The following is a 26,885-nucleotide window of genomic DNA, read 5'->3' as shown; positions in this document are numbered from 1 at the left end:
CCCATCGTGCCGCAGTTCCAGACCCGCGTGCTGCGCGCGGGCGCCGTCAGCTCGGAGCGCGTGGAGGCGCCCGACCGCGCCGCCGTGGCTGCGGTGCTCGGCGTGCCGCCGCAGCATGTGCTGGAGGTGCGCGAAGTCGCCAGCGCCGAGGCCGTGCGGCCCTGGCGGCGCAACAGCAGATTCCCGCTGCAGCTTTTCAGCCAGGAACTCGCCGTGCTGCTGGACGCCGGCATCGCGCTGCTCGAAGCCCTGAACACGCTGCGTGAGAAGGAGGGCCAGCCCGGCGTGCGCGCGGCGCTGGACGCCGTCATCGGCCAGATCGAGCAGGGCCAGCCGCTCTCGGTCGCGCTGCGCCAGCAGCCGCAGGCCTTCGACGAGCTGATCTGCGCCATCGTCGCCGCCAACGAGAAGACTGGCCAGCTCTCCACGGCCCTGGCCCAGCATGCGCGCTACCTGGCTTGGGTGGACGCGCTGCGCGCGCGCCTGGTCGCGGCCCTGGTCTACCCGTTGATGCTGCTGGGCGTGGGCGGCGCCGTCATCCTCTTCCTGCTGCTCTATGTGCTGCCGCGCTTTGCCGGCATCCTGGAGCAGACCAGCGCCGAGCTGCCCTGGGCCTCCCGCGTGCTCATCGAGTTCGGCCAGGTGGCGGGTGCGCACCCGGTCCTGGTGATCGGCGGCATCGCCGCGGTGGGCTTTGCGGTCTACGCGCTGCTGCGTCAGCCCGCCGTGCGCCAGCGCGCGCAGGCGGCCATGTGGACGCTGCCCGGCCTGGGCCCGCGGCTGCGCGTGCTGGCCCTGGCGCGGCTTTACCGGTCGCTGGCCATGCTGCTCGCTTCGGGCGTGCCGGCGCTGGCGGCGCTGAAGATCGTCGTCGACGTGGTGGCCGCGCCCTGGCGCGCCGCCGTGCAGGCGGCGGCCGCGCAGATCGAGCGCGGCGAGCGCCTGTCCGCCGCCTTCGACGCGCAGGACCTTGCTACGCCGGTCGCGCGCCGCATGCTGCGTGTGGGCGAGCGCAGCGGCGAGGTGGCCGCCATGCTGGAGCGCGCCGCCGCCTTCCACGACGAGGAAGCCGCGCGGCTGACCGATCTCCTGTCCCGCCTCGTCAACCCGGCGCTGATGCTCATCATGGGCGTGCTGATCGGCGGGATCATCGTGCTGATGTATCTGCCGATCTTCCAGCTGGTGGAGCAGGTGCAATGACGACGACGCTTGCCGACTGGCTGCCGGCCGAGCAAGGCCCCTGGCACCTCGACTTCGAGCAATGGCCGCAGGCCCAGGCCCAGCGCTGGCGCGCGGTGCTGGCCGTCGGCGCCAACAACCGCCGCGTGCTGCTCGCCGAGCGCGACGAGGACGCGATGCTGCTGCAGAGCGTGGAGGCCCGCCTGAACGCGCCGGTGGGCTGGCAGCGCGCATCGGCCGAGGCGGTGACGCATTTCCTCGGCGCCGGCGAGGCCGACTTCCGCGCGCTGTCCGACGTCGAGGATGCACTGGCCGCCGTCGAGGACCACACCGAGGAGCTGTCGGCCCTGGCCCTGTCCGAACAGGCGAGCCCGGTGGTGCGCCTGCTCAACGCGACGATCTACGACGCGCTGCAGGACACCGCCTCCGACATCCACATCGAATGCACGGCGCGCGGCGCGGCGATCCGCTTCCGGGTGGATGGCGTCATGGCCGTCGTGCGCCAGGTCGAGAGCCCGCAGGTGGCCGAGCAGCTGGTGTCGCGGCTGAAGGTCATGGCCGAGCTGGACATCGGCGAGCGCCGCCTGCCCCAGGACGGCCGCTTCAAGCTGCGCGTGCAGGGTCGCGAGATCGACTTCCGCCTCAGCGTCATGCCCAGCGTGTTCGGCGAGGACGCCGTCATCCGCATCCTGGACCGCGCGGCCATCGCCCGTGCCGGCACGCTGACGCTGGATGCCCTGGGCTTCGACGACGAGGAGCGCGCCGCCATCCGCCACCAGGCCCGCCAGCCCCACGGCATGCTGCTGGTGACCGGCCCAACCGGCTCCGGCAAGACGACCACGCTGTACGCGACGCTGGCCGAGATCCACACCGGCGCCGACAAGATCATCACCATCGAGGACCCGGTCGAGTACCAGCTCAGCGGCATCGTGCAGATCCCCGTCAACGAGAAGAAGGGCCTGACCTTCTCGCGCGGCCTGCGCTCCATCCTGCGCCACGACCCCGACCGTGTCATGGTCGGCGAGATCCGCGATGCCGAGACGGCCCAGATCGCCGTGCAGGCCGCGCTGACCGGCCACCTGGTCTTCAGCACCGTGCATGCGAACAACGCCTTCGACGTCATCGGCCGCTTCATGCACATGGGGCTGGACCTCTACAACGTCGTGTCGGCCTTGAACGCCGTGCTGGCCCAGCGCCTGGTGAGGCTGACGTGCAGGCACTGCGCGCGGCCCTTCACGCCCGATGCCGCCGCCCTGGCCAGGCACGGTGTCATCAACGGCAACTTCATGAAGGGCGAGGGCTGCGGCCATTGCCGCGGCACCGGCTACAAGGGCCGCCGCGCGGTGGCCGAGCTGCTCAAGCTCGACGACGGGCTGCGCGACCTCATCGCCGCGCGGGCGCCGATGTCCGAGATCAAGGCCGCGGCCAAGGCGCGCGGCATGAAGTCGCTGCGCGAGATGGCGCTGGCCGCCGTCTGCCGCGGCGACACCACCTTCGAGGAGCTGGAACGTGTCACCCTTGATGAGTGAACGCCTGCGCCAGCAGCTCGCCGCGCGGCTGGCCAGGCCGCGGCGCGTCTTCGTCACGCCGGGGGGCGATGAGCTCGGGGCCTGGTGCCGCGAGCTGCCCGGCACGGCCGTCGAGCTGGTCGTCAGCGCCCGCGCGCTGCACGAGCTGGTCGTCGAGCCGGGGTTGCCGCTGGCCGACCTGGACGCCGTGCAGGCCTACGCCCAGCAGCAGTTCGCCCATTACTTCGGCGCCGCGGCGCAGCGCTTCGCCATCGCGCCGTGGAAGCTGGGCGAGGCCGTCGGGGCGTCGGCCCTTCATGGGCTGGACCTGGCCGCGCTGCGCACCCAGGCCGAGGCTGCCCGCGTGCGCCTGGCCGCCGTGCGGCCGGCATGGAGCGCGTGGCTGGCTGCGCTGCCTGCGGCGACGCGCGCCGGCACCGGCCGTGTCGTCTGGCATGAAGGCGAGGTGGCAGTCGTCATCCAGCTCGACCGCGGCCGCGTCACGGGCCTGCAGTCGCGCCGCGTGCAGAGCCTGGCCGATCTCGGCGGTGATGCGCCGCTGGCCGTCGGCACGCCCGCCGACGGGCTCGCGCCCCAGCCCGGCCCCGCGACGCCGCAACCCGACTTCCTGCCGCGCAGCGGCCGATCCAAGCTGGCCTGGCCGCTGGCGGCGACAGGCGCCCTGGTGCTGGCCACGGCTGCCTGGAGCGCCATCGACAGCCATCGAGCCCTCGACGCCGCCCAGGCCGCGCGCGACCGCGTCGCCGCGCTGCGCCCGGCCGCCGCGTCCAGGCCCGCCGCACGCAGCCGCACGGAGCCCGCCGTGAACCGTGCCGCCGCCGAAGCCCGCGCGCTGCTGGCCATGCCCTGGGAGCCGCTGCTGACCCGCGTCGAGACGGCCGGTGCCGAGGCCAGGACCATTGCCTGGCTGGGTCTGGACGCCAGCGCCGGCCGCGGCGAGCTGCGGCTGGAGGGCCTGACGCCCGACAAGCTGCTGGCCCTGCAGCTGGCCGAGCAGCTGGGCACGACGCCGGGCTGGCGCCAGGTCGTGCTGTCGCGCTTCTCGGCGGCCGAGACCGGCCTCACCGGCCAGCGCTTCGAGATCAATGCCCGTGTGGCGACCGGGGGCGGCTCGTGAACCGCGCCGGCCTGATCAAATCCCTGGGCTGGCCCGGCCTGGCCGGCCTCGCGGCACTGCCGCTGGCCGTGGCCGCCATCGCGCTCGGCCAACGCTGGGATGCCCAGGCCACCCGGCTGCAGGCCGAGGCCCGCGAATTGCGCGCCAAGGCCCGGCCGGCCGCCGCCGCTGCTTCGGCGCCGATCGGCGTGCAGCAATGGCAGGCCGCGCTGCCGCCGTCCAGCGAGCGCCAGCAACGCCTGGCGGACCTGCTGGAACTTGGCATCCGCCTCGACCTGAACGGCGCGCGCACCGAGCACCGGCTGTCGACGAGCGAGGGCCTGGAGAGGCTGCGCGTGACCATGCCGGTGACCGGCAGCTACGCCCAGGTGCGCCGCCTCATCGCTGCCGCGCTGGAACATGACCCGGCCCTGAGCCTGGATGCCGTCAAGCTGCGCCGCGTCAGCCCGATGGCGACGGACGTCGATGCGGAGCTGCAGTGGTCGCTGCACGGCAGGGCTGCGCCATGACGCCGCGCCAACTCGCTCTCGGCGGCGCGCTGGCGGCAACGCTGGCCGTCACGGGCTGGGTCGCGACCCGGCCTGAGGACGACACGGCTGCCGTCGTGGTCGCGCCGGCGCGTCGCACTGCGGCCGTTGCCACGCCCGCGGGCGCTGCGCTGGCCGCCAGCAGCGCGTCTCGCCGGCCGTGGGCCGAGGCGCCAGCTGCCCAGCTCGCGGCCTGGCAGCCGCCCCCGCCGCCGCCTCCGCCGCCTGCGCCGCCTCCCATGGCGGCCGCCCCGCCTCCGCCGCCCGTCGCACCGCCCGCGCCCTACCAGATGATCGGTCGCGTCATCGAGGGCGAAGGCGCCAAGGCCGTGGAGGTCGCGTTGCTGACCGGCCCGAACAAGGCCATCAGCGCGAAGCGCGGCGACGTCATCGACGGCCAATGGCGCGTCGAGCAGGTGTCCGAGGGCGGCGTGCGCCTGACCTGGCTGCCTGCGCAGCTCCCCCAAAACATCGTCTTCAGGCCCGTCCCATGAAGCAGTTCCTCCTCATCCTCGTCAGTGCCGTGCTGCTGACCGCCTGCGCCAACCCGGCGCTGCGCGAGGCCGAAGACCTCGGCCGCAGCAATCGATGGCCGGCCGCGCTGCGCGTGCTGGATGCCGCCGTCGCCAAGGACCCCACCGACCCCCAGCTGCGCGCGGCCCAGGTGCGCGCCCGCGAGCAGGCCACGGCTCGCCTCATCCTGCAGATCGAGGCGCTGCGGGGCGCGGGTCGCTGGGACGAGGCGGCCGCCCTGCTGGGTCAACTGACCCAGGCCGATGCCCGCCACCCGCGCCTGGCCGCGCTGACGACGGAGGTGGAGCGCAGCCGCCGCCAGGACGTGCAGCTCGCCGCCGGCCGTGCCGCGCTGAAGGAGGGCCGTGTCGAGCGCGCCGACGCCGTCGCGCGCGAGATCCTGGCCGAGTCGCCCCAGCATCCCGGGGCACGCCTGCTGGCCAGCCAGGTGGCCCAGGCGCGTCCGCTGGAGTCGGCGCTAGGCGAGCTGGGCCCGGCCTTCCAGAAGCCGGTCACGCTGGAGTTCCGCGAGGCGCCGCTGCGCCAGGTGTTCGAGGCGCTGTCGCGTTCCAGCGGCGTGAACTTCGTCTTCGACAAGGATGTGCGCGCCGACGCCCGCGTGACCGTCTTCCTGCGCAGCGTGACGATGGACGAGGCCATGCGCGTCATCCTCAACACCCAGCAGCTGGACCGCAAGCTGCTCAACGAGACCTCGGTGCTGATCTTCCCGAACACGGCCGCCAAGCAGCGCGAGCACCAGGAACTGATCACCCGCACGCTCTACCTGACCAACGCCGACGTGAAGCAGGTGCAGGCCATGGTGCGCACCATCGCCAAGGTACGTGACATCCACATCGACGAGCGGCTGAACCTGCTGGTCGTGCGCGACACGCCCGAGGTGCTGCGGCTCGTCGAGAAGCTCATCGCTTCGGTGGACCTGCCCGAGCCCGAGGTGATGCTGGAAGTGGAGGTGATGGAGCTGGCCACCGACCAGGTCGATGCGCTGGGCCTGCAGTGGCCGGAGACGGTGCAGTACGGCCTGCCCGGCGCCGTCGGCCAGGTGCTGCTGAGCCAGCGCGACCAGTTCCGCGCCAGCATCGCCAACCCCGCTGTCGTCGCGACCATCCGCGGCACGGCCGGCAACTCCAACATCCTGGCCAACCCCAAGATCCGCGTGCGCAACCGCGACAAGGCCAAGGTCCACATCGGCCAGAAGCTGCCGGTGTTTACGACGACGACCAACTTCACCGGCTCGACCTCGGTGGCGGCCTCGGTGAGCTACCTCGACATCGGCCTGAAGCTCGACGTCGAGCCCACCATCCAGCTCGACAACGACGTCGTCATCAAGGTGGGCCTGGAGGTCAGCAACCTGATCCGCCAGGTCACCGGCCCGGGCGGCACGACGGCCTACGAGATCGGCACGCGCAACACCTCCACCACGTTGCGCCTGGCCGACGGCGAGACGCAGGTGCTGGCCGGCCTCATCAACGACGAGGACCGCAAGGCGGCCACCGGCATCCCCGGCCTGTCGCGCATCCCCGTGCTGGGCCGGCTGTTCGGCACGACCACCGACACGCGCAACAAGACCGAGGTGGTGCTGCTCATCACGCCGCGCGTGGTGCGCAACCTGGCGGTGCCGGATGCATCGCTGACGCGCCTGGCCAGCGGCATCGACGCCAGCCCCGGCGCCTTCAGCAGCCTGCTGCGGCGCGAGGCCAGGGTGGGGGTGGCGCCTAGCAATGCGGCCCCGGCGGCAGCGCCGTCGGCGGCGGCCTCGCCGCCCGGAGATGCCACCGTCAAGCTCGACGTGACCCCGCAGATCAGCGTTGGCGGCACGGTCTCCGTGACCTTGAAGAACGAGAGTCCGCTATCGGTCAAGGGCGAGATCGAGTACGACGTGGCGCGCTTGCAGCTGGCTCAGGCCCAGCCCGGCGCCGCGCCCGGCCGCATCCCGGTGGAGCTGTTGCCGCGAGGCGAGCGCATCTTCGTGTTCCGCGCGCTTCCCGGCGCAGGCATCACGCAGATCAACGTATCGCCCCTGCAGGCCAGCGGCTTGAACGGCGAGACGGCCTCCGTGCGCGTCGAGGGTAGCGGGCTGATCAGCATCGACGCCCCCCGCTGAAGCCAGGGTTGGACATGCGAGCGCGCGGTTTCACGCTGATCGAGATGCTGGTGGTGCTGGCCATGCTGGCAGTGCTGGCATCGGCCGCGCGGCCCCTGCTCGAGCTGTCGACGCAGCGCGCCCGCGAGACCGAACTGCGCGCCGCGTTGCGCAGCCTGCGCGGCGCCATCGACGCCTACAAGCGCGCTGCCGAGACGGGCAGCATCACGCTGGGCGCGGAGGACAGTGGCTATCCGCCAAACCTGCGCGTGCTGGTGGACGGCGTGAAGGACGCCAAGTCGGCCAACGGGCGGCGCCTGTACTTCCTGCGTCGCCTGCCGCGCGACCCTTTCGCGCCCGCCGATCTGCCGCCGGAGGAGGGCTGGGGGCTGCGCGCCCATGACAGTGCGCCGGACGAGCCGCGAGCCGGCCGCGACGTGTTCGACGTCTTCTCACGTTCGGAGCGGCGTGCCCTGGACGGCACGCGGCTGCGCGACTGGTGACCGGCCGTGCAGCGCCCTGCTTTCCCGCGTCGCCGCGGCTTCACGCTGATCGAGCTGATCGTTGTCATGGCCATCGTGGCGCTGCTCGCGTCCATCGCCGCGCCGCGCTATTTCGCCTCACTGCAGAAGAGCCGCGAAACGGCATTGCTGGCGTCGTTGAACACGATGCGGGATGCCATCGACCAGTTCGCTGCCGACAAGGGCCGTTACCCGGATTCCCTGGAGGAACTGGCGACGCTGCGCTACATCCGCGACGTTCCCGAGGACCCCATTGCCGGGGGGCGCGATGCCTGGGTGGTGGTTGCGCCGCCGGCCGAGATGCAGGCGCAGGGGCAGGTCTGGGACGTGCGCAGCGGCGCGGCGGGCCGCGCCGCCGACGGGCGCCTCTACGCGGAGTGGTGAGCTTGCGCTCGGCGGGCCCTGCATCGAACTCGGCCGGGTTCACCTACCTGGCCGTGCTCTTCTTCGTGGCCCTCACGGCGGCCGCGTTGGCGGCGCTGGGACAGGTCTGGTCGACTGCCGCCCAGCGCGAGAGGGAACTGGAGCTGGGCTGGCGGGGCGCCGAGATCGCCCGCGCCATCGCGAGCTATGCCAAGGCCACGCCGGTTCCGCCCGCCGAGTACCCGCGCGAACTGCAGGACCTGCTCGTCGACCGCCGTGGCGTGCTGCCGCGGCACCATTTGCGCCGTCTCTATCCCGACCCCTTCACGCGCGCGCCGGACTGGGTGCTGGTGCCCGAAGCGGGCCAGCCCGGCCGCTTCAGCGCCGTTCACAGTCGCTCCGAACAGCCGCTGCTGCGCGAGGTGGCGATGGAGTACGGCACGGCGCACAAGGCCTCGCAATGGCTGTTCACGGCGCGGATGCCGGCAGAGCCTGTCCTGCCGGCATCCGCGGCAGCGAGCACGTCCGCGTCAATGCCGCGCTGACAGCGCATGGCCCGCCTTTTCGTCACCCGGACTAACCCTGATTCCCCCCGTCTGCAGGGACGGGCAAGTGTGGATGGCTGTCAAGGGGCGGTTCAAGAGAATCCGCAGTTCACGCTACAAAGTGACGCAATTCGAGTTTGTACGGGCGAGCTTCTCCCGCATCGCAAGTTTGGGTTCGGCAGTTTCGTAGCAGGGCGGCCGCCGGTCGCTCGGACCCAACCCTTGGAATGTGAGCAGGACACCATGAAGAAGTATTTCCAATCGGCACTGGCCACCGCTGCAACCATGGCATGCACGCTGGCCTTCGCAGGCGGCGGCTACGTCACCTTTGATGCGGCCGCGCCCAACATCATGACCAACGGCGACCTGTTCACCGAAGGCGTAGCCGTCGTGACGACGGTGGGCCAGGGTGGCTTTGACGGGGCCATCGGCGATTTCGGCAGCTGCTTCATCGCCGTGTGCCCGGGCGGCAACTCGACCCAGTTCTACACGGCCCTCAACGATGGCGGGCTGAACATCAGGCTGGCCCAGGGCGGCCTGAGCCTGACCAGCCTGGACTTCGGTTTCGTGATGCCCCTGGACCTGCTGCTGAATTTCAGCGTCGGCCAACTGGTCGTGACCGGCTTCGACGACGCCGGTGGTTCGACCCGCATTTCCCGTGACTTCGACCTGCAGGACGCCGCCGGCAACTTCAACTTCGGCCACTGGGACTTCGGCAGCGGTTTTGCCTCGAAGTGGTTCCAGTCGGTCACCATCAGCAGCTGCCTCTACGACGGCAACAACAACTGCGTGAACCCGGCCGGCAACCAGGCCCAGTTCGCGGTCGACAACATCGGCTACCTGCCCGAGCCGGGCAGCATCGCACTGGTGGGCGTGAGCCTGGCCGGCCTGCTTGCTGCCGGCCGCCGCCGCAAGTCGATCTGACATCCAGAGCGCGTCCGATCGACGCCTCGGCCCCCCAACTGCCACAAGCAAGTCAGAGGAATCACCCCATGAAGTCCAAGAAGACGCTTACGCCGGCCTCGCTGGCGGTCATGATGCTCCTGTCCGGTGCCGCGATGACGGCCAGCGCGCAGGAAGTGCGGCGCTCCTACATCGTCCAGCTCGTCGGTGCGCCCGCCGCCAGCTACGGTGGCGAGATCACCGGCCTCGCCGCCACCAAGCCGGCACCGGGCCAGCGCCTGGATGTCAGCGCCGAGAACGTGCAGGCCTACCTGAGCTATCTCGACAAGAAGCAGTCCGACGTGCTGGCCACCATCGACCCGGCCAACGTGACGGCGCGCTACGACGTCGTCCTCAACGGCTTCGCGGCCAACCTGACGGATGCCGAAGTCCGGGCTCTGAAGAAGAACAGCGGCGTCCTCAGCATCGAAGCCGATGCAATCTACACGGTGCACACCAGCTACACGCCCACCTTCCTCGGCCTGAACCAGCCGGGTGGCCTGTGGAGCCAGCTGGGTGGCGTGGGTGCCGCCGGCGAGAACATGATCATCGCGATGGTGGACAGCGGCGTGTGGCCGGAAGACACCAGCTTCGCCGACCGGGTCGACGCCAACGGCGTGCCCACCCACAACCCCGGTGGCACGCAGGTCTATGGTCCCCCGCCGGCCAAGTGGAAGGGCATCGGCTGCCAGGTCAAGCCGGGCATCCTGGCCAGCAACTGCAACAACAAGTTGATCGGCATCCGGTCTTACACGCAGATTGCAGGCGCGAACGCCAGCGACTTCAACTCCGGCCGGGATGGCGCCGCGGAAGCCAACGGCGGCCACGGTACCCACACGCTGTCGACGGCCGGTGGCAACGCCGGCGTGGCGGCCAGCATCAACGGCATCCCCATGGGCAACATCTCCGGCATCGCGCCGCGGGCGCGCGTGGCGATGTACAAGGTGTGCTGGTCTAACACGGCCGGGAACAGCAGCTGCCCGGCCAGCAACAGCGTGTCGGCGGTCAACCAGGCCGTCAAGGATGGCGTCGACGTCATCAACTACTCCATCGGCCCGTCGGCCGGTGGCGGTGCCTTCACCGACTCGACGGAAGTTGCCTTCCTGAACGCCTCCAACGCGGGCGTGTTCGTGGCCGCCTCGGCGGGCAACTCGGGCCCGAACACCGCGCCGTCCGCCAACCTCGGTCCGTGGCATGCCACCGTCGCCGCGTCCACGCATGGCCGCACCGTCGGTGCCGTGGCCCATACCGGCGACAACGCCGACTATGTCGGCGCCTCGGTCAACCAGACCCCGGTGCCCTCGACCCCGCTGATCCGCTCGACCGACGCCGCCGTGGCGGGCGCCGACCTGAGCAAGGCCGACCTCTGCTATGGCGCCGTCGACGGCGCGGTGACGCTGGACCCGGCCAAGGTCACCGGCAAGATCGTCATCTGCACGCGCGGCACCACGGCGCGCGTCAACAAGAGCCTGGCGGTCCTGCAGGCGGGCGGTGTCGGCATGATCATGGCGGACAACGGTGTGGGCCTGGTGGCCGAAGTGCACTCGGTGCCGACCATCCACATCAATGCCGCAGACGGTGCCGCCGTCAAGGCCTACGCGACGGCCAGCGGTGCGGCCGCGGTGGCTTCCCTGGGCGTCGCCCAGACCCGCTTCGGCGACGTGCTGGCGCCGCAGATGGCCGGTTTCTCGTCGCGCGGCCCCAACGTCGCCGACAACAACATCCTCAAGCCCGACTTCACGGCACCCGGTGTCGACATCGTGGCGGCCTTCTCGCCCTCGATGACCTCGGCTGAAGTCACGGCACTGAAGGGGGGCGGCACGACGACCAAGACCAACGTCGGCATGATCTCCGGCACCTCGATGGCGAGCCCACACATCGCCGGCCTGGCTGCGCTGCTCAAGCAGGCGCACCCGACCTGGACGCCGGCCATGATCAAGTCGGCGCTGATGACGACGGCCACGGACACCTACGACGACGGTGTCAACGCCCCCCTGCCCTGGAGCGCCACGGCCAATGCCAACGGCCGTCTGCCCTGGGCCCAGGGTGCCGGCCATGTGGCGCCCAATGCCGCCACCGACCCGGGCCTGGTGTACGACGCCGGCGCGCTGGACTACGCGCGCTTCAGCTGCGGCCTGAACCTGGGCTTCTACTCGGCGGCCACCTGCACCGCGATCGGCTCGATCACGGCGCAGAACCTGAACCTGCCCTCGCTGACCGCCGCCAGCGTGCTCGGCGTGCAGACCCTGACCCGCACGGTCACCAACGTGGGCAGCACGACAAGCACCTACACGCCCAGCGTCAGCATGAGCGGCTTCACCGCCGACGTGTTGCCCGCCTCGCTGACCCTGGCGCCGGGCGCCCAGGCCAGCTTCACGGTGCGCCTGACCCGCACGACTGCGCCGCTGGACACCTGGGCCTACGGCACGCTGACCTGGTCGGACGGCGTCCACAACGTGCGCAGCCCGCTGACCGCGCGCGGCATCGCGCTGGCCGTCCCGTCGACGATCACCAGCGACGCTGCGGGCGCCAGCAAGATCTTCACGATCGGCACCGGCTTCGGCGGCGCGATGACGGTGGAGAAGGGTGGCCTGCAGGCCGCGACGCGCACGGTCGAGACGATCACCGGCAACAACACCGGCGCGGCTGCCACGATCTGCAACGCCTCGCCGACACCCACCGGCGTCAGCGTGCGCAGCGTCAGCATTCCGGCCGGCACGCTGGTGGCGCGCTTCCAGCTGTTCGATGCCGAAACCACCGGCGGCCAGCTCCCCGGCGGGCAGGACGACATCGACATCCTTGTGCTGAACTCCAGCAACGTCGCGGTTGCCGGCAGCCTGAATGGAGGCTCCAACGAGACGGCCACGATGATTCGCCCGGCGGCCGGCACGTACAAGGTCTGCACGATCTCCTACGACACGCAGAAGCGCCCCAGCACGACTTACACCATGTCCAGCTGGATCGTGACGAAGACCGACGTCGGCGGCAGCTTCAAGGTGTTGGCGCCCGCGACGGTCTATGTCGGCGGCACGGCCTCGGCGGGCATGAGCTGGTCGGGCCTGCCAGCGGGCCAGCGCTTCCTCGGCGCGGCCAGCTTCATGGTCGGTGGCACGCCACAAGGCACGACGCTGCTGGAAGTGCGCACCAACGATCCGGTGCCGGTGGGCGTCAACTCCAAGGTGGGCAGCCCCGCGGCTGACTGATGACGGGCCGGCGGCGGGCCTCGGCCTGCCGCCCCGACGCAAGCCGCAGCAAGCGATTGCTGCGGCTTTCTTGTTTGGCTCTCTCAGTCAGCCCGCGACGGCGCCGTGCCCTGGCCGCGCGGATTCAGCGTGCAGCGGCGGGCGCGGCAGCTGGCGCCGGGGTCCGTCTCCATCAGACAGATTGATGCGGCGCGGTTCGCGCGGTCATCGGCCCGGCGCTGCTCGGCATGCTGCTTCACGAGCTCGCGCAGCCGTTGCTCGTCCGTGCGCAGCGTTGACCAGGCCAGATAGCTGTCAGGTCCTCCACAGGCCCTGGCGCCGACTGCGATGGTGCGGCATTGGGCCGGGCTGTTGCAGGCCGCGTCTCCCACCAGCGCCTGGATTTGCGATGCCAGTTGCTCCGTACCTGCCGGCGACGTCTGCGCCACGGCGCAGCCCTGCAGCAAGGTCATTGCGGCCGATGCGGCCAGTGCGGCGTGCCGCAGCCCGAGTGAGGGAAGTGTCATGCGGGCATGGTCGTGCAAGCACGGGCCCGTGACAATCCCTGTGCCAATCCTTTGCCCGATGTCGCCCGATGTCACGCGTCTGCCTGTTCGTCCTGCTCTGCATCTCCCACGCCCTCGCCCCGGCCTGCCAGCCAGCGCCGTCGGACGTCGTGCAGGCGCTCAACCGCATCCGGGCGGTTGCGCGGGAATGCGGCCGCACGACGCATGGGGCGGCCGGCGCCGTCGCGTGGGACGAGCGTCTCGCCGCGTCGACCGTGGCCTACGCCGGGGAGATGGCCGCTCGCGAAGAGATCAGCCATGGCGGAGCGCATGGCGGCACGCTCCGCCAGCGTCTCAGAGCGGTGGCCTACCCCATGGCAAGTGCGGGTGAAGTGCTCGGCGGTGGGCCGGCGACGCTGGAAGAGGCACTGGAACTCTGGCTGTCGAGCGAAGGGCATTGCGAGACGCTGATGCGCCCCGAGTACATCCATGTCGGCGCAGCCTGCGTGGCGGTGCCGGGGCGCCTGCGTCACTACTGGGTGCTGCACCTGGCCGCACCGGCGGTCACGCCTCGGCCTAGATCCAGCCCAGATCGATCGCCCTGAGCACCGCCTGCGTGCGGTCGCGCACGCCCATCTTGGAGAAGATGGCCGAGCAGTGGTTCTTGATGACGCCCTCGCTGTTGCCCAGCAGGCCGGCGATCTCGGTGTTGCTGCGGCCGCTCGCGACCAGCCTCAGCACCTGTAGCTCCTTCGGGCTGAGCGGATCGGGATGGTCGGCCGCCGTGAAGGCGCGCTCGCCGCCCTTGGCCTCCATGCGGGTGGTGAGCGACGGCCGCAGCGACGTGCCGCCGGCATGCACGTCGCGCAGCGCCTGGGCCAGCGTCTCGGGGCTGATGGCCTTGAGCAGGAAGCCGCGCGCGCCGGCGCGCACGGCTTCGTCGAAGGCCGTCGTGTCGTCGAAGGTGGTCAGCAGCACGACCGGCAGGCGCAGGGCCCGCGCGGCCAGTGCGCGGATCAGGCCGATGCCGTCCAGGCGCGGCATGCGCATGTCCGACAGGATGAGGTCGGGCATGTCGTCGGCCGCGGCGGCGGACAGCCATTCCAGCGCCTCGGCGCCATCGCTGGCCTCGCCGACGACCCTGAGCTCGTCGTGCAGGGCCAGCAGCCCCTTGAGGCCTTCGCGCACCAGTTGCTGGTCTTCGACCAGCAGGATCTTGATCACACCCATCGCGGACATCTCAGCTCGATTCGAAACCCAGGGCTCACACGCGTGACGCGCATCTGCCCGCCCAGTTCGGCCATGCGCTCGGTCATGCCCGAGAGGCCATTGCCAAAGCCCTCGGCCCGGCCCGGCTGCCAGTTCGGCGCGCCGCGCCCATCATCGTCGATGCTGACGGCGATCTCGTCGCCCTGGCCGCGCAATTCGACCAGAACGCGACGCGCGCCGGCATGACGAACGCCATTGGTCACGCCTTCCTGCACGCAGCGCAGCAGCGCATGGGCCGCGCGGGGCCCCAGGTCGCGCGCGGCTTCGTCCAGCGTCAGCTCGACGCGCGTGCTGGCGATGCCCTCGGCCAGGGCCTGCAGCGCCGCGGACAGGTCGATGCGCTGAGAGCTGCGTTGCTGCGACACGGACTCGCGCACGTCAGCCAGCAGCTGGGCCGCGACGCCCTGGGCGCGGTCCAGGGCCTGGCCGGCGCCGCCCGCATCCGCGCGCGCCAGCAGCGCACCGCCCAGCTGCAGCTGCAGGTTCAGCGCCGTCAGGTGGTGGCCCATCAGGTCGTGCAGCTCGCGGGCGATCTGCATGCGCTCGCTGTAGCGCATCTGCTCGGCCAGCAGGTGCTCGCCGGACAGCTGCTCGGCCAGCAGAGCCTGCAACCAGCGGCGCTTCTCGCCTTCGGCTGCGGCCATGCGCCCCAGGCCAAAGGCCAGGCCGTGCAGGGCCAGCATGGAGGACAGCAGGCCGAACTGGTCCAGCCAGGCGGTGGCTTGCGGCGCGGCGTAGATGCCGGTGTTGAGCAGCACCTGGGCAAAGCCGAAGCCCAGGGCCAGCCGCGCCGGCAGCAGCACGGCGGCCAGCGCCGTGACCAGGAAGGGCAGGCCCGGCGTGACGCCGAAGGCCAGCAGGTCGACGAGCAGCAGCCAGGCCAGGCGCCGGTTCACGGCGACGACGGTCGTGCCCTGGCTGGCCAGCCGCCACATCAGCGCGACGAAGGCCAGCAGCAGGCCCACGCACAGCAGCAGCAGTCCGCGGTCATTGGCGCCGCCACCGGCCGCGCGCCAGACCCAGGCGACCAGGCCGTCGTAGGGCTCGGTGCGTGCACCCAGCAGCGCCGCGCCGGCGCTGACCAGCTCCATTGCGCAGACGACGAGGGCTGCCAGCCGCAGCACCACGCCGGGCTCGGCCAGGCGTGCGAGCAGGCGGTCGAGCTTGGTCATGCGGCGGGAGCCGCGGCGATGACGCCGCCCCCGAGGCAGACCTCGCCGTCATAGACGACCGCACTCTGCCCCGGCGTCACCGCCCACTGAGGCTCGGCAAAGCGCAGCGTCAGGCGGCCTCCGGCATCGAAGCCGACGCTGCAGGGCGCATCGGCCTGGCGGTAGCGCGTCTTGGCTGCCGCCGTGCCAGGGGCCGGCGCACGGCCGGCGACCCAGCTCAGGTCGTCGGCCACGAGGGACGGGCTCAGCAGCAGCGGGTGGTCGTGGCCCTGCACGACGATGAGCGTGTTGTTCGGGATGTCCTTGGCGGCAACGAACCAGGGTTCGTGCTCGCCACCGCCGCGCGGCGAGCCCTTCTCCTTCACGCCGCCGATGCCCAGGCCCTGGCGCTGGCCCAGCGTGTAGAAGGACAGGCCCACGTGTTCGCCGAGCTTGCGGCCGCGCTCGTCCTTGATGGGGCCCGGCTGGTGGGACAGGTACTTGTTCAGGAACTCGCGAAACGGCCGCTCGCCGATGAAGCAGATGCCGGTCGAGTCCTTCTTCTTCGCGTTCGGCAGGCCGATCTCGGCGGCGATGCGGCGCACTTCGGTCTTGGGCAGGTGGCCCACCGGGAACATGGCCTTGCTGATCTGCGCCTGCGTCAGCCGGTGCAGAAAATAGCTCTGGTCCTTCAGCGGATCCAGCCCCTTGAGCAGCTGGAACTCGCCGTCGACCTCGCGCACCCGCGCGTAGTGACCCGTCGCGATCTTCTCGGCGCCCAGGCGCATGGCGTGGTCGAGGAAGGCCTTGAACTTGATCTCGGCATTGCACAGCACGTCGGGGTTGGGCGTGCGGCCGGCCTGGTACTCGTGCAGAAAGCTCTCGAAGACGCGGTCCTTGTACTCGGCCGCGAAGTTGACGTGCTCGAGCTCGATGCCCAGCACGTCGGCCACCGAGGCGGCGTCCAGGAAGTCCTGGCGCGTCGAGCAGTACTCGTCGTCGTCATCGTCTTCCCAGTTCTTCATGAAGATGCCGACGACCTCGTGCCCCTGTGCTTTCAGCAGGTGGGCGGTCACGGCCGAGTCCACGCCGCCGGACAGGCCGACGACGACTCGCTGCTTTTTTTCTGCTGAACTCATGGGCGCGATTGTCCCAAACGCCCCTTCAGCCTTGGCCGAACAGGTTTTCCGCGCGCTGGTAAAGCACCCAGGAGGTGGCGATGAACTTGTCGCCACCCCGGGGGCGGTTGCCGCGGTGGGTGTGGGTGAAGCCGCCCGGCGCGATGAGCAGGCTGCCAGTGCGCGGCGCGATCTTGCGGCCCTGGTAGAGGAACTCGGTCTCGCCCTCGGCGAAGTCGTCGTTCAGGTACAGGGTCCACAGCACGGCCCGGTGCAGGGCCTCGCCCTGGTCGAGCCTGGGGTATTGCTCGCAATGCCAGTAGGGGTAGCCACCCTGGCCGGCCAGGTAGCGTTGCAGGTTGATGGCGCCGGGCCGGAAGACCTTGGCGATCAGGCCCGTCAGCAGGTCGTCGCCGAGTGCGGCGACGCTGTCGGCATCCAGCAGGGCCATGCTGCCGTCAGGCTGCTGCATCTGCAGCTTCAGCGGTGCCAGCGCGAGGTGTGCATAGCGGCGCAGATAGTGCTTGAAGCCCCGGATGACTGCGTCGTTGAGTTGGGCGCTGGCGTCGGCCCACTCGGGGTGGCGGCTGATGGCGATGTCCCAGCTGTCCTTCATGCCAATGTCGACGCCGCTGCCGGTCTCGCCGCGTTGCACGTGCGGGCTGGCCAGGAAGCGCTCAATCAATGCCTGGCAGGCGCCGGGGCTCAGGGCCTGCTCGTAGACCTCGATGAAGTCGGGTGTCGTCATGGACGCGGATTTTCAGCCCTTGACCTGGGGCGTCCGCAGAGAGGCGTGGCTGAAGACGGCCTGCAGCGGCAGCCGCCGCCCGGCCGCGTGGTCCCGCACGCACTGGAGCACCAGCGGGCTGCGGTGGCGGTGCGCGCAGGCGGCGAGCTCGGCCTCGGTCATCCACACCGTGCGGCGTATGCCTTCGTCCAGACTGCGACCGGCGATGGCCTCGCCCACCGCGCCGCAGAAGGCCAGCCGGACATAGGTGACATCCTCTAAACGTGCCGGCCGCACGAAGCGGGCCAGGTAGACGCCGAGAAAAGCCTCGGGCGTGAAGGCGCGCGCCGTTTCCTCCAGCGCCTCGCGCACGACGGCCTCCAGCGGTGTCTCACCCTGTTCCAGGTGTCCCGCCGGGTTGTTCAGCATCAGGCCCTCGGGTGTGTCTTCTTCGACCAGCAGGTAGTGGTCTTCCCGCGCAATCACCGCAGCGACAGTCACGCTGGGGCGAAACCTGTCTGTACCAGCCATGAAACTTCCTCTCGATATCCCGCACCGGGCGAGTGCATCCATTGTGTAAGCTGCGCCGCACCCCTGCCCGCAAGGAGATTCCATGCAGATCGGCGTCCCGCGCGAACGCGCGGCCGGAGAGACCCGTGTGGCTGTGACGCCAGAAACGGCGAAGAAATTGAAGGCCCAGGGCCATGTGCTGCGCGTCGAGTCCGGCGCCGGCGTCAGTGCCAGCGTCACCGACGCGGCCTATGAAGCCGTGGGCTGCGTGATCGTCGACCAGGCCGCGGCGCTGGCCAGCGAACTGGTGCTGAAGGTGCGTGCGCCGGCGGCCGACGAGCTCGCGCTGATGAAGCCGGGCACGGCCCTGGTCGGCATGCTCAACCCCTTCGACCGCGACGGCCTCGCGGCCATGGCCGGTGCAGGCCTGACCAGCTTTGCGCTGGAGGCCGCGCCGCGCACGACGCGCGCGCAGAGCATGGACGTCCTCTCAAGCCAGGCCAACATCGCCGGCTACAAGGCCGTCATGATCGCGGCCGACCGCTACCAGCGCTTCTTCCCGATGCTGATGACGGCGGCCGGCACCGTGAAGGCGGCGCGCGTCGTCATCCTGGGCGTGGGCGTGGCGGGCCTGCAGGCTATCGCCACGGCCAAGCGGCTGGGTGCCGTCATCGAGGCCAGCGACGTGCGGCCCTCGGTGAAGGAGCAGGTCGAGTCGCTGGGCGGCAAGTTCATCGACGTGCCCTACGAGACGGCCGAGGAGAAGGAGGCGGCCGAAGGTGTCGGCGGCTATGCCCGCCCCATGCCGCAGAGCTGGCTGGACCGTCAGAAGGCCGAGGTGGCCAAGCGCGTGGCCCAGGCCGACATCGTCATCACGACGGCGCTGATCCCCGGCCGCGCAGCGCCGGTGCTGGTCACCGAGGACATGGTCAAGGCCATGAAGCCGGGTTCGGTCATCGTCGACATCGCGGCCCCGGCCGGCGGCAACTGCCCGCTGACCGAGGCCGGTAGGACGGTCACCAAGCATGGCGTCGTCATCGTCGGCGAAACCAATCTGCCGGCACTGGTCGCGGCCGATGCGTCGGCGCTGTACGCCCGCAACGTGCTGGACTTTCTGAAGCTCGTCATCACCAAGGAGGGCACCTTCAACGTGCCGCTGGATGACGACATCGTCGCGGCCTGCCGCGTCACGCAAGACGGCCAGGTCACGAGGAGCTGAAGCCATGGAAATGGTCGACCACACCATCATCAATCTCATCATCTTTGTGCTGGCCATCTACGTGGGCTACCACGTCGTCTGGACGGTCACGCCCGCGCTGCACACGCCGCTGATGGCCGTGACGAACGCGATCTCGGCCATCGTCATCGTCGGCGCCATGCTGGCGGCGGCGCTGACCGAGACGCCCTTCGCCAAGGGCATGGGCGTGCTGGCCGTGGCGCTGGCGGCCGTGAACATCTTCGGCGGCTTCCTCGTCACGCGGCGGATGCTGGAGATGTTCAAGAAGAAGGACAAGAAGCCCGCCGCGAAGAAGGAGGGCCAGGCATGAGCCTCAATCTCGTCACGCTGCTCTACCTGATCGCCAGCGTCTGCTTCATCCAGTCGCTGAAGGGGCTGTCGCATCCGACAACGTCCATCCGCGGCAACCTGTTCGGCATGGTGGGCATGACCATCGCCGCCTTCACCACGGCCGCGCTCATCGTCAAGCTGGCGGGCTCTGCCGTCGGCCTGGGCTGGGTGCTGCTCGGCCTGGTCGTCGGCGGCGGCTTCGGCGCCTGGAAGGCCAAGACGGTCGAGATGACCAAGATGCCCGAGCTGGTGGCCTTCTTCCACAGCATGATCGGCCTGGCCGCGGTGGCTATCGCGGTGGCCGCGGTCTACGAGCCGGCCGCCTTCGGCATCACGCCGCCGCTGGATGCCGCGCTGGCCGGCATCGCGGCCGAGGACGGCGTCGCCGCGCGTGCGCTCGCGCCCATCCCCATGGGCAACCGGCTGGAGCTGGCGCTGGGGGCCTTCATCGGTGCCATCACCTTCACCGGCTCGGTCATCGCCTGGGGCAAGCTCTCGGGCGGTAGCAAGTTCCGCCTTTTCCAGGGCGCGCCAGTGGTGTTCAAGGGCCAGCACTGGCTCAACCTGCTGCTGGGCCTGCTGGCCCTGTGGGGCTGCGCGGTGTTCTGCCTGGCGGGCTACCACCATGCGTTCTGGATCGTCGTGGCGCTGGGTTTCGTGCTGGGCGTGACACTCATCATTCCCATCGGCGGCGCCGACATGCCGGTGGTGGTGAGCATGCTCAACAGTTATTCCGGCTGGGCCGCCGCGGGCATCGGGTTCTCGCTGAACAACCCCATGCTGATCATCTCCGGCTCGCTGGTGGGCAGCTCGGGCGCGATCCTGAGCTACATCATGTGCAAGGCGATGAACCGCTCGTTCTTCAACGTCATCCTGGGCGGCTTCGGTGGCGAGGCGGGCGGCCCGGCGGCGGGCGCGGCGCAGCAGCGCAACGTGAAGAGCGGCAGCGCCGACGACGCGGCCTTCGTCATGGGCAATGCCGAGACGGTCATCATCGTTCCCGGCTACGGCCTGGCGGTGGCGCGCGCCCAGCATGCGGTCAAGGAGCTGGCTGCCAAGCTGCACGAGAAGGGCGTGACGGTGAAGTACGCCATCCACCCGGTGGCCGGCCGCATGCCGGGCCACATGAACGTGCTGCTCGCTGAGGCCGAGGTGCCCTACGACCAGGTCTTCGAGATGGAAGACATCAACGCCGAGTTCGCCCAGGCCGACGTGGCCATCATCCTCGGCGCCAACGACGTCGTGAACCCGGCCGCGCACGTGAAGGGCAGCCCCATCTACGGCATGCCCATCCTGGAAGCCCACAAGGCCAAGACCATCATCGTCAACAAGCGCTCGATGGCAGCCGGCTATGCGGGCCTGGACAACGAGCTGTTCTACATGGACAAGACCATGATGGTCTTCGGGGACGCGAAGAAGGTGGTCGAAGACATGCTCAAGGCCGTCGAGTAGCGCGCGCCGCGCAAGGCGCTTCCTAGAGAGCGCTATCGAATCCCCTGAGCCGCTCGCTGTCAGCCTTCGGTCAGAATCGCCGCCAGTCAAGAAGAAGGAGACAAGGCATGGAGCCGATCTGGCTGAAGCATTACCCGGCCGAAGTGCCGCGCGACGTGAACACGTCGCTCTATCCCAGCCTGGTCGACCTGCTGGACACCTCGTTCAGGAAGAACGCAGCCAGCCCCGCCTATCTGATGATGGGCAAGAGCGTCAGCTTCGCGCAGGTGGACGAGGCCTCGCGCGCGCTTGCGGCTTATCTGCAAAGCCTGGGGCTGGAGAAGGGCGACCGCGTGGCGCTGATGATGCCCAATCTGTTCCAGTACCCGGTGGCCGTGGCCGCCGTGCTGCGCGCGGGCTTCGTCGTTGTCAACGTGAACCCGCTGTACACGCCGCGCGAGCTGGAGCACCAGCTCAAAGATTCCGGCGCCAAGGCCATCGTCATCATCGAGAACTTCGCCTCGGTGCTGCAGCAGGTCATCAAGAACGTGCCGACCAAGCACGTCATCCTGGCCGCGATGGGCGACATGCTGGGCCTGGTCAAGGGCAGCATCGTCAACTACGTCGTGCGCAAGGTGAAGAAGATGGTGCCGGCCTTCGAGCTGCCTGGCGCCGTGCGTTTCAACGATGCGCTGGCCAAGGGCCGCGGCCTGACCTACAAGGCGCCCAAGCTGGGCCCGGACGACATCGCCGTGCTGCAGTACACCGGCGGCACCACCGGCGTGTCCAAGGGCGCCGTGCTGCTGCACCGCAACCTGGTGGCCAACATCCTGCAGAGCGAAGCCTGGTACCAGCCGGCGCTCAAGAAGATTCCGAAGGGCGAGCAGGTCGTCACCATCTGCGCGCTGCCGCTATATCACATCTTCGGCTTCAACACGAACATGATGCTGTCCATGCACATGGGCGGCGCCAACGTGCTGATTCCGAATCCGCGCGACCTGCCGGCCGTGTTCAAGGAGCTGGCCAACCACCGCTTCCACAGCTTCCCCGCGGTCAACACGCTGTTCATGGCCATGGCCAACCACCCCGATTTCGGCACGGTGGACTGGAGCCGCCTGGTCATCTCGGTGGGCGGCGGCATGGCCGTGCAGCAGGCCACGGCCAAGCTGTGGCTGGAGAAGACCGGCTGCCCCATCGTCGAGGGCTACGGCTTGTCCGAGACCTCGCCGTCGGCCAGCTGCAACCCGACCGACAGCACCGCCTACAGCGGCACCATCGGCCTGCCCATGCCGCTGACCGAGCTCAAGCTGCTGGACGATGACGGCAACGAAGTGCCGATGGGCCAGCCCGGCGAGATCGCCATCAAGGGTCCGCAAGTCATGGCCGGCTACTGGCAGCGCCCGGACGAGACGGCCAAGGTCATGACGGCCGACGGCTTCTTCCGGACCGGCGACATCGGCACCGTCGACGAACGTGGTTATTTCAAGATCGTCGATCGCAAGAAGGACATGATCCTCGTCAGCGGCTTCAACGTGTACCCGAACGAGGTCGAGGACGTCCTCACGCAGATGCCTGGCATCCTGGAATGCGCCGCCGTTGGCGTGCCGGACAGCAAGGCCGGCGAAGCCGTGAAGGTCGTCATCGTGAAGAAAGACCCGAATGTCACCGAGGCCGACGTGCGGGCCTATTGCGAAGCCAACCTGACCGGCTACAAACGCCCCAAGATCGTTGAGTTCCGCACTGAGCTGCCCAAGACGCCCGTGGGCAAGATCCTGCGCAGGGAGTTGCGGGACAAGAGCTGAATGCTTCCTCCCGATGGCCTGCGAGCGGTGATGCCGCGCGCGGGCGAGGCCCGAGAACGTGATCGACCTGTTGCACTCCAAGACTGATGCCGGCCGCGCGGAAATCCGCGCGCGCACCCTGCCGCTGTCGCGCACCGCGCGCAATCTGCTGCTTGTGCTGGACGCCAGCAAGCCGGCCGGCGAATGGGTGCGCCTCGTCGCGGGTGCCACCGAGGCCGACTTCGTGACGCTGCGCCAGCATGGCCTGATCGCACCGCAGAACGCGGCGGGCCAGCCACTGGCACCCCCGCCTGCGCCCGCACCCGCGCCGGCCCCGACAGCGGTCCCCACGCCGGCAGCAGCGCCCGCCGCCCAGGCCCCGGCCAGCGGTTCACCGCTGCTGGACCGCGCGGCGCTCTACACCTACCTGAGCGGCGAGGCCACCAAGCTGCTCGGCCCCTTCAAGGGCTACGCTTTCGCGCTGGAGGTGGAGCGCGCCGACAGCCTGGCGGCGCTGCAGGCACTGGCGCTGCAGCTCGTCGAGCGCGTGCAGAAGGCCAAGGGCGACGCGGCCGCGGCCGCCGTGCGCGAGGCACTCGGCCTGCGCTGATCTGGGACACTGGCGGGCCGTCCCCGCCGCCAGTCCACCGCCTTGCCCCGCTTCTTCGTCGACCAGCCCCTCGTCGCCATCGATGGCGACATCGCCCTGACCCCCGGCGCGGCCCGGCATGTGCAGGTGCTGCGCCTGCAGCCTGGCGACGCGCTGACCCTCTTCGACGGCAGCGGCCCCGAATGGCAGGCCGAGGTGACGGCCATGGGGCGCAGCGAGGTGAGGGTGCGCTTGATCTCCGCCGAGCAGCCGCAGCGCGAGCTGGCGCGTGCCGTGACGCTGGCCGTGGTCATGCCCGCCAACGACCGCATGGACTTTCTCGTCGAGAAGGCGACCGAACTGGGGGCTACCGCCATCCAGCCGCTGATGAGCGAGCGCTCGGTGCTGCGCCTGAGCGGCGAGCGCGCCGACAAGAAGCGCTCGCACTGGCAGGGCGTGGCTATTGCCGCGGCAGAGCAGTGCGGGCGCACGGTGCCGCTGCGCGTCGGGCCGGTGCTGCCGTTGGCTGCCTGGCTGGCGGCGCTGGCGGATCACGCCGACGAATGGCGCGGGCTGCTGAGTCCGCGCGCAGCCCTGCCGCTGGCCCCCTTCCCGCAGCAGCGGGCGCTCTTTCTCAGCGGCCCCGAAGGCGGCCTGAGCGACGCCGAGGAGGATGCGGCCCGCGCCCGCGGCTTCGCGTCCGTCACGCTGGGCCCGCGCGTGCTGCGCGCCGACACGGCACCGCTGGCCGTGATGTCCTGGCTCGCCTTGTCGTGAACAGGAAACTGGCCCTGCTGGTGCTGGCCCAGGGACTCTTCCTCACCAACAACATCTGCTTCATGGCCATCAATGGCCTCGTCGGCCTGGCATTGGCTCCGCGGCCGTGGATGGCGACGCTGCCGATCTGCGCCTACGTGGCCGGTGGTGCGCTGATGGCACGCCTCGTGGGGCGGCACCAGCTGCGCTTCGGGCGGCGGCGCGGCTTCCAGATCGGCCTGCTCGTCGCCGTGGCGAGCTGCGCGATCGCGCTGTGGAGCGTGACCCACCAGCAGTTCTGGGGCGTCGTCCTGGCCACGCTCATCGCCGGCTACTACAACGCCGGCGCAGCGCTCTACCGTTTCGCGGCAACCGAGCTCGTCGCGCCCGAACGGCGCGAGGCCGCCATTTCCTGGGTGCTGGCCGGTGGCTGCCTGGGCGCGGTGCTCGGGCCGTGGGTGGCCGGCGTCAGCAAGAACCTGCTCGTGGCGCCTTTTGCCGGCGCCTATCTGCTGCTGATGGTCGTCGCGCTGGCCGGCCTGTTGCTGATCTCGCTGATCGACTTCCCCGCGCTGGCCCGGCCCGCGCCAGGTGCGGGCGGCCGCAGCAGCGCGGAGCTTGCGCGTCAGCCGGTCTTCCTCGTGGCGCTGGCGGCGAGTGCGCTCGGCTATGGCGTCATGAACCTGCTGATGGCGGCCACGCCCATCGCCATGGGGCAGTGCGGTCTGCCCTTTGCCGACGCCGGCATGGTGCTGCAATGGCATGTGCTGGGCATGTTCGTGCCGAGCTTCTTCACGGGGGCGCTCATCAAGCGCTTCGGCGTGCTGCGCGTCATGGCGGTGGGCGTGCTGCTCAACCTGGGCTGCGTCGCCTTCGCGCTGGCGGGGCAGGACCTGGAACATTTTCTCGGCGCCCTGCTGTTGCTGGGCGTGGGCTGGAACTTCCTCTACATCGGCGGCACGACGCTGTTTACCCGGGCCTACCGCCCCGAGGAGAAGACGCGCGCGCAAGGGCTGCTGGACACCGGCGTCTACGCGACGATGACGCTGACCTCGTTCTCCTCGGGCGCGCTGGTCACGACGGGCGGCTGGCAGTGGATGAACTGGGCCAGCCTGGTGCCGATCGCGCTGTGCGCGGCGGCACTCGCGGGCCTGGCGCTGTATCAGCGCCGGTCGTGCTGAAGGTATTCGGCCGCCATCTGCTGGCCGACCAGATCGAGCTTCAGCCGCAGCAGCGCCTTGAGGTCCAGGTCGCGCTGCGTGACGAACAGCGGCGCGCCAATGCGCAGCCCGACGATGGCGCCGCCGTCGCCCAGCGTGGGCAGCAGCGGGTAGACGCGCAGCCGCACGATCAGCGTGTCCTGCTCGTCGGCAAAGACGGTGGTCTCGGCCAGCGTGGCGCAGCGCAGGCGGTCGGCTTCCTGCAGCAGCGCAATGCCGGCGGTCTCGGGGTCGACCTGCACGGCGGAAGCCGTCATCGGGAAGACGCGCCGGCCCTCGGTGTCCAGCGCATTGGCCACGGCGGCGTTGAAGCGCTGGTTCAGGTCGTCCCAGTCGGGGCCGCCCCGCAGCGGCGGGTTGCGGCCCTGGCCGAAGACCAGCGTGCAGGGTTCGGCCTGAGCGGCGGCCGCGGCCAGCGCCAGCAGCGCGGCGGCGATCAGCTCACGCGGGCGCATCGCCTTCGCCGACCTTGCGCGCCGAGCCCTTGACGAGGTCGAAGCGGAACAGCCGGCACTCGATGGGACCGTTCCACATCGGCACGCGGCGCGATTCCTTCAGCCGCATCCGGCTCGGCAGCTTCATGTCGGGGCTGAGCATCCAGGCCGTCCAGCCGGCCGGGTTCTCGGTGTACTGGCGCTTCCAGTGCGCGGCCAGGCGCGGGAAAAAGTCGTCGCCGGCGTCGCGCTCCTCGCTGCCGCCGGCATCGCGCGACATCGCCGCCTTGCCGCGCACCTCGATGCGCTCTCCATAGGGCGGGTTCATGACGATGACGCCGGCCATGCCCTCGGGCAGCTGCGGTGCCGGGCGTTCGAGCGCATCGCCGCCGTTGAACTGGATGTATTGCGCCACGCCCGCGCGCTCGGCATTGCGGCGCGCGAAGTCGACCATGCGGAAGGCCACGTCGCTGGCGTAAATGGGCACGGCGGGCGGGTGGATGCGCGCGCGGGCGGCCTGGGCCATCTCGCCCCAGGCCTGCTTCATGGCGCCGGTGGAGAACGGCAGCTGGTGCTCGAAGGCGAAGCGGCGCTGCAGGCCGGGCGCCGAGTCGCAGGCGATCAGCGCGGCCTCGATGGGAATGGTGCCGGAGCCGCAGCAGGGGTCGTGCAGCGCGCTGTCGCCGCGCCAGCCGGCGGCGGCCAGCATCGCGGCGGCCAGCGTCTCCTTCAGCGGTGCGTCGCCCTTGTCGATGCGCCAGCCGCGCTTGAAGAGGGGCTCGCCCGAGGTGTCCACGTAGATGGCCGCGCGCTCGGGGCCCACGTGCAGCACGACGGGCAGGTCGGGGCGCTGCGTGTCCACGCTGGGGCGCTCGCCGGTGTGTTCGCGCAGCTGGTCGCAGATGGCGTCCTTGATGCGCAGCGCGGCGAAGTTCAGGCTCTTCAGTGGCGAGCGCTGGGCCGTGGTGTCGATGCGCAGCGTGTGCTTCGGCGTCAGCCAGTCGCGCCAGTCGACGCGACGGGCCAGCGAGTAGAGGTCGTCCTCGTGGCGGTATGGGCCTTCGATGATCTCGACCAGCACGCGCTGGGCCAGCCGGCTTTCGAGGTTGATGCGCATGACGTCCTCGGCCGTGCCGAGCAGGCCGCAGCCGCCGCGCAGGGCCTCGACCTTGCTGCGCACGCCGGGCGGCAGGAAGCGCTTGAGCTCCTCCTCCAGCAGCGGTTCGACGCCACCGGGGCAGGACACGAAGAGGGATAACTTGTTGGGCAGGCTCACGGGCGTGATTGTCGCCGGCCCTACACTGGAC

27 protein-coding genes are annotated in these 26,885 nt (G+C 70.2%); 19 read left to right on the top strand and 8 right to left on the bottom strand.

Features of this window, described 5'->3' with window-relative positions; translation table 11 throughout:
- The first annotated feature begins 6 nt into the window (after positions 1-6).
- The 11 genes from AC07VX_RS04685 to AC07VX_RS04635 all read left to right on the top strand — a co-directional run bounded on the left by AC07VX_RS04685 (position 7) and on the right by AC07VX_RS04635 (position 12,540).
- Positions 7-1,200 (top strand): type II secretion system F family protein, encoded by a 1,194-nt coding sequence (locus tag AC07VX_RS04685; RefSeq protein WP_493162856.1) that lies wholly within the window; start codon positions 7-9, stop codon positions 1,198-1,200.
- Positions 1,197-2,708, top strand: coding sequence for a GspE/PulE family protein (locus AC07VX_RS04680; RefSeq protein WP_493162857.1), 1,512 nt, complete (start codon positions 1,197-1,199; stop codon positions 2,706-2,708). Before AC07VX_RS04685 ends, AC07VX_RS04680 begins: the two co-directional genes overlap by 4 nt.
- Entirely contained in the window at positions 2,701-3,825 is a 1,125-nt protein-coding gene (locus tag AC07VX_RS04675; protein WP_493162858.1) for a hypothetical protein, read from the top strand. The genes AC07VX_RS04680 and AC07VX_RS04675 overlap by 8 nt, the downstream gene beginning before the upstream one ends.
- Positions 3,822-4,334, top strand: a complete 513-nt coding sequence (locus tag AC07VX_RS04670) for a hypothetical protein (protein WP_493162860.1) — start codon at positions 3,822-3,824, stop codon at positions 4,332-4,334. Before AC07VX_RS04675 ends, AC07VX_RS04670 begins: the two co-directional genes overlap by 4 nt.
- Positions 4,331-4,846 carry a hypothetical protein gene (locus AC07VX_RS04665; RefSeq protein ID WP_493162861.1) on the top strand — a complete coding sequence of 172 codons (516 nt, stop codon included), beginning with the start codon at positions 4,331-4,333 and terminating at the stop codon, positions 4,844-4,846. The genes AC07VX_RS04670 and AC07VX_RS04665 overlap by 4 nt, the downstream gene beginning before the upstream one ends.
- Positions 4,843-6,987, top strand: a complete 2,145-nt coding sequence (locus AC07VX_RS04660; RefSeq protein WP_493162862.1) for a secretin GspD/PilQ domain-containing protein — start codon at positions 4,843-4,845, stop codon at positions 6,985-6,987. The genes AC07VX_RS04665 and AC07VX_RS04660 overlap by 4 nt, the downstream gene beginning before the upstream one ends.
- A 14-nt stretch (positions 6,988-7,001) precedes the next feature.
- Positions 7,002-7,469 carry a type II secretion system protein gene (locus tag AC07VX_RS04655; protein WP_493162863.1) on the top strand — a complete coding sequence of 156 codons (468 nt, stop codon included), beginning with the start codon at positions 7,002-7,004 and terminating at the stop codon, positions 7,467-7,469.
- Positions 7,470-7,475: 6 nt separating this feature from the next.
- The gene (locus AC07VX_RS04650; protein ID WP_493162864.1) at positions 7,476-7,871 is read left to right on the top strand and encodes a type IV pilin protein; all 396 of its coding nucleotides are present in this window, start codon (positions 7,476-7,478) and stop codon (positions 7,869-7,871) included.
- Positions 7,868-8,395, top strand: coding sequence for a hypothetical protein (locus tag AC07VX_RS04645; protein WP_493162865.1), 528 nt, complete (start codon positions 7,868-7,870; stop codon positions 8,393-8,395). The genes AC07VX_RS04650 and AC07VX_RS04645 overlap by 4 nt, the downstream gene beginning before the upstream one ends.
- 243 nt (positions 8,396-8,638) lie before the next feature.
- On the top strand, positions 8,639-9,319 hold the full coding sequence (locus AC07VX_RS04640; RefSeq protein WP_493162867.1) for an NF038120 family PEP-CTERM protein: 681 nt from the start codon (positions 8,639-8,641) through the stop codon (positions 9,317-9,319).
- Positions 9,320-9,387: 68 nt separating this feature from the next.
- Positions 9,388-12,540 (top strand): S8 family peptidase, encoded by a 3,153-nt coding sequence (locus AC07VX_RS04635; protein WP_493162868.1) that lies wholly within the window; start codon positions 9,388-9,390, stop codon positions 12,538-12,540.
- Positions 12,541-12,623: 83 nt separating this feature from the next.
- Here the strand turns inward: AC07VX_RS04635 and AC07VX_RS04630 are convergent, their stop codons facing one another.
- Positions 12,624-12,992, bottom strand: a complete 369-nt coding sequence (locus AC07VX_RS04630; protein ID WP_495122008.1) for a hypothetical protein — start codon at positions 12,990-12,992, stop codon at positions 12,624-12,626.
- A gap of 122 nt (positions 12,993-13,114) precedes the next feature.
- Between AC07VX_RS04630 and AC07VX_RS04625 the strand changes: the two genes are divergently transcribed.
- Positions 13,115-13,630 (top strand): CAP domain-containing protein, encoded by a 516-nt coding sequence (locus AC07VX_RS04625; RefSeq protein ID WP_493162870.1) that lies wholly within the window; start codon positions 13,115-13,117, stop codon positions 13,628-13,630.
- Here AC07VX_RS04625 and AC07VX_RS04620 read toward each other — a convergent pair.
- Genes AC07VX_RS04620 through AC07VX_RS04600 form a run of 5 tightly spaced genes read right to left on the bottom strand, consistent with a single transcriptional unit; the run spans position 13,602 to position 17,821 of the window.
- Complete coding sequence (locus AC07VX_RS04620; RefSeq protein ID WP_493183864.1) at positions 13,602-14,255, bottom strand: response regulator; 654 nt, start codon at positions 14,253-14,255, stop codon at positions 13,602-13,604. The two genes, AC07VX_RS04625 and AC07VX_RS04620, sit on opposite strands and share 29 nt — an antisense overlap.
- Complete coding sequence (locus AC07VX_RS04615) at positions 14,246-15,466, bottom strand: sensor histidine kinase (RefSeq protein ID WP_493162872.1); 1,221 nt, start codon at positions 15,464-15,466, stop codon at positions 14,246-14,248. The genes AC07VX_RS04620 and AC07VX_RS04615 overlap by 10 nt, the downstream gene beginning before the upstream one ends.
- Positions 15,463-16,584 carry a tRNA 2-thiouridine(34) synthase MnmA gene (gene mnmA / locus AC07VX_RS04610; protein WP_493162873.1) on the bottom strand — a complete coding sequence of 374 codons (1,122 nt, stop codon included), beginning with the start codon at positions 16,582-16,584 and terminating at the stop codon, positions 15,463-15,465. The genes AC07VX_RS04615 and mnmA overlap by 4 nt, the downstream gene beginning before the upstream one ends.
- 25 nt (positions 16,585-16,609) lie before the next feature.
- Positions 16,610-17,311, bottom strand: a complete 702-nt coding sequence (locus AC07VX_RS04605; protein ID WP_493162874.1) for a 2OG-Fe(II) oxygenase — start codon at positions 17,309-17,311, stop codon at positions 16,610-16,612.
- 12 nt (positions 17,312-17,323) lie between these two features.
- Complete coding sequence (locus AC07VX_RS04600; RefSeq protein WP_493183863.1) at positions 17,324-17,821, bottom strand: NUDIX domain-containing protein; 498 nt, start codon at positions 17,819-17,821, stop codon at positions 17,324-17,326.
- 82 nt (positions 17,822-17,903) lie between these two features.
- Here AC07VX_RS04600 and AC07VX_RS04595 point away from each other — a divergent pair, with 82 nt between their 5' ends.
- The 7 genes from AC07VX_RS04595 to AC07VX_RS04565 all read left to right on the top strand — a co-directional run bounded on the left by AC07VX_RS04595 (position 17,904) and on the right by AC07VX_RS04565 (position 25,105).
- Positions 17,904-19,019 (top strand): Re/Si-specific NAD(P)(+) transhydrogenase subunit alpha, encoded by a 1,116-nt coding sequence (locus tag AC07VX_RS04595; protein WP_493162876.1) that lies wholly within the window; start codon positions 17,904-17,906, stop codon positions 19,017-19,019.
- 4 nt (positions 19,020-19,023) lie between these two features.
- Positions 19,024-19,347 carry an NAD(P) transhydrogenase subunit alpha part 2 gene (locus tag AC07VX_RS04590; protein WP_493162877.1) on the top strand — a complete coding sequence of 108 codons (324 nt, stop codon included), beginning with the start codon at positions 19,024-19,026 and terminating at the stop codon, positions 19,345-19,347.
- The gene (locus AC07VX_RS04585) at positions 19,344-20,819 is read left to right on the top strand and encodes an NAD(P)(+) transhydrogenase (Re/Si-specific) subunit beta (protein ID WP_493162878.1); all 1,476 of its coding nucleotides are present in this window, start codon (positions 19,344-19,346) and stop codon (positions 20,817-20,819) included. Before AC07VX_RS04590 ends, AC07VX_RS04585 begins: the two co-directional genes overlap by 4 nt.
- Before the next feature lie 107 nt (positions 20,820-20,926).
- Positions 20,927-22,600, top strand: coding sequence for a long-chain-fatty-acid--CoA ligase (locus AC07VX_RS04580; protein ID WP_493162879.1), 1,674 nt, complete (start codon positions 20,927-20,929; stop codon positions 22,598-22,600).
- A 58-nt stretch (positions 22,601-22,658) separates the two neighbouring features.
- Complete coding sequence (locus tag AC07VX_RS04575) at positions 22,659-23,189, top strand: hypothetical protein (protein WP_493162880.1); 531 nt, start codon at positions 22,659-22,661, stop codon at positions 23,187-23,189.
- Between the two features lie 42 nt (positions 23,190-23,231).
- Entirely contained in the window at positions 23,232-23,945 is a 714-nt protein-coding gene (locus AC07VX_RS04570) for a 16S rRNA (uracil(1498)-N(3))-methyltransferase (RefSeq protein WP_493162881.1), read from the top strand.
- Complete coding sequence (locus tag AC07VX_RS04565; RefSeq protein WP_493162882.1) at positions 23,942-25,105, top strand: MFS transporter; 1,164 nt, start codon at positions 23,942-23,944, stop codon at positions 25,103-25,105. The genes AC07VX_RS04570 and AC07VX_RS04565 overlap by 4 nt, the downstream gene beginning before the upstream one ends.
- On the opposite strand, the gene AC07VX_RS04560 is transcribed toward AC07VX_RS04565, so the two are convergent.
- Positions 25,087-25,599, bottom strand: a complete 513-nt coding sequence (locus AC07VX_RS04560; protein ID WP_493162883.1) for a hypothetical protein — start codon at positions 25,597-25,599, stop codon at positions 25,087-25,089. The two genes, AC07VX_RS04565 and AC07VX_RS04560, sit on opposite strands and share 19 nt — an antisense overlap.
- Positions 25,586-26,854 (bottom strand): THUMP domain-containing class I SAM-dependent RNA methyltransferase, encoded by a 1,269-nt coding sequence (locus AC07VX_RS04555; protein WP_493162884.1) that lies wholly within the window; start codon positions 26,852-26,854, stop codon positions 25,586-25,588. Before AC07VX_RS04555 ends, AC07VX_RS04560 begins: the two co-directional genes overlap by 14 nt.
- Positions 26,855-26,885: the final 31 nt, after the last annotated feature.

Source organism: Roseateles sp. GW821-FHT03B02 (assembly GCF_059421025.1).
Note: the sequence above shows the minus strand (reverse complement) of the source record. Positions and strands in the feature narration are given on the sequence as shown.

Coding starts and splice junctions, on each gene's coding strand:
- mnmA (WP_493162873.1), bottom strand. CDS start 16,584: ATGAGTTCAGCAGAAAAAAAGCAGCGAGTCGTCGTCGGCCTGTCCGGC.
- AC07VX_RS04660 (WP_493162862.1), top strand. CDS start 4,843: ATGAAGCAGTTCCTCCTCATCCTCGTCAGTGCCGTGCTGCTGACCGCC.
- AC07VX_RS04605 (WP_493162874.1), bottom strand. CDS start 17,311: ATGACGACACCCGACTTCATCGAGGTCTACGAGCAGGCCCTGAGCCCC.
- AC07VX_RS04585 (WP_493162878.1), top strand. CDS start 19,344: ATGAGCCTCAATCTCGTCACGCTGCTCTACCTGATCGCCAGCGTCTGC.
- AC07VX_RS04680 (WP_493162857.1), top strand. CDS start 1,197: ATGACGACGACGCTTGCCGACTGGCTGCCGGCCGAGCAAGGCCCCTGG.
- AC07VX_RS04615 (WP_493162872.1), bottom strand. CDS start 15,466: ATGACCAAGCTCGACCGCCTGCTCGCACGCCTGGCCGAGCCCGGCGTG.
- AC07VX_RS04640 (WP_493162867.1), top strand. CDS start 8,639: ATGAAGAAGTATTTCCAATCGGCACTGGCCACCGCTGCAACCATGGCA.
- AC07VX_RS04600 (WP_493183863.1), bottom strand. CDS start 17,821: ATGGCTGGTACAGACAGGTTTCGCCCCAGCGTGACTGTCGCTGCGGTG.
- AC07VX_RS04635 (WP_493162868.1), top strand. CDS start 9,388: ATGAAGTCCAAGAAGACGCTTACGCCGGCCTCGCTGGCGGTCATGATG.
- AC07VX_RS04625 (WP_493162870.1), top strand. CDS start 13,115: ATGTCACGCGTCTGCCTGTTCGTCCTGCTCTGCATCTCCCACGCCCTC.
- AC07VX_RS04665 (WP_493162861.1), top strand. CDS start 4,331: ATGACGCCGCGCCAACTCGCTCTCGGCGGCGCGCTGGCGGCAACGCTG.
- AC07VX_RS04595 (WP_493162876.1), top strand. CDS start 17,904: ATGCAGATCGGCGTCCCGCGCGAACGCGCGGCCGGAGAGACCCGTGTG.
- AC07VX_RS04590 (WP_493162877.1), top strand. CDS start 19,024: ATGGAAATGGTCGACCACACCATCATCAATCTCATCATCTTTGTGCTG.
- AC07VX_RS04630 (WP_495122008.1), bottom strand. CDS start 12,992: ATGACCTTGCTGCAGGGCTGCGCCGTGGCGCAGACGTCGCCGGCAGGT.
- AC07VX_RS04655 (WP_493162863.1), top strand. CDS start 7,002: ATGCGAGCGCGCGGTTTCACGCTGATCGAGATGCTGGTGGTGCTGGCC.
- AC07VX_RS04580 (WP_493162879.1), top strand. CDS start 20,927: ATGGAGCCGATCTGGCTGAAGCATTACCCGGCCGAAGTGCCGCGCGAC.
- AC07VX_RS04675 (WP_493162858.1), top strand. CDS start 2,701: ATGAGTGAACGCCTGCGCCAGCAGCTCGCCGCGCGGCTGGCCAGGCCG.
- AC07VX_RS04560 (WP_493162883.1), bottom strand. CDS start 25,599: ATGCGCCCGCGTGAGCTGATCGCCGCCGCGCTGCTGGCGCTGGCCGCG.
- AC07VX_RS04620 (WP_493183864.1), bottom strand. CDS start 14,255: ATGGGTGTGATCAAGATCCTGCTGGTCGAAGACCAGCAACTGGTGCGC.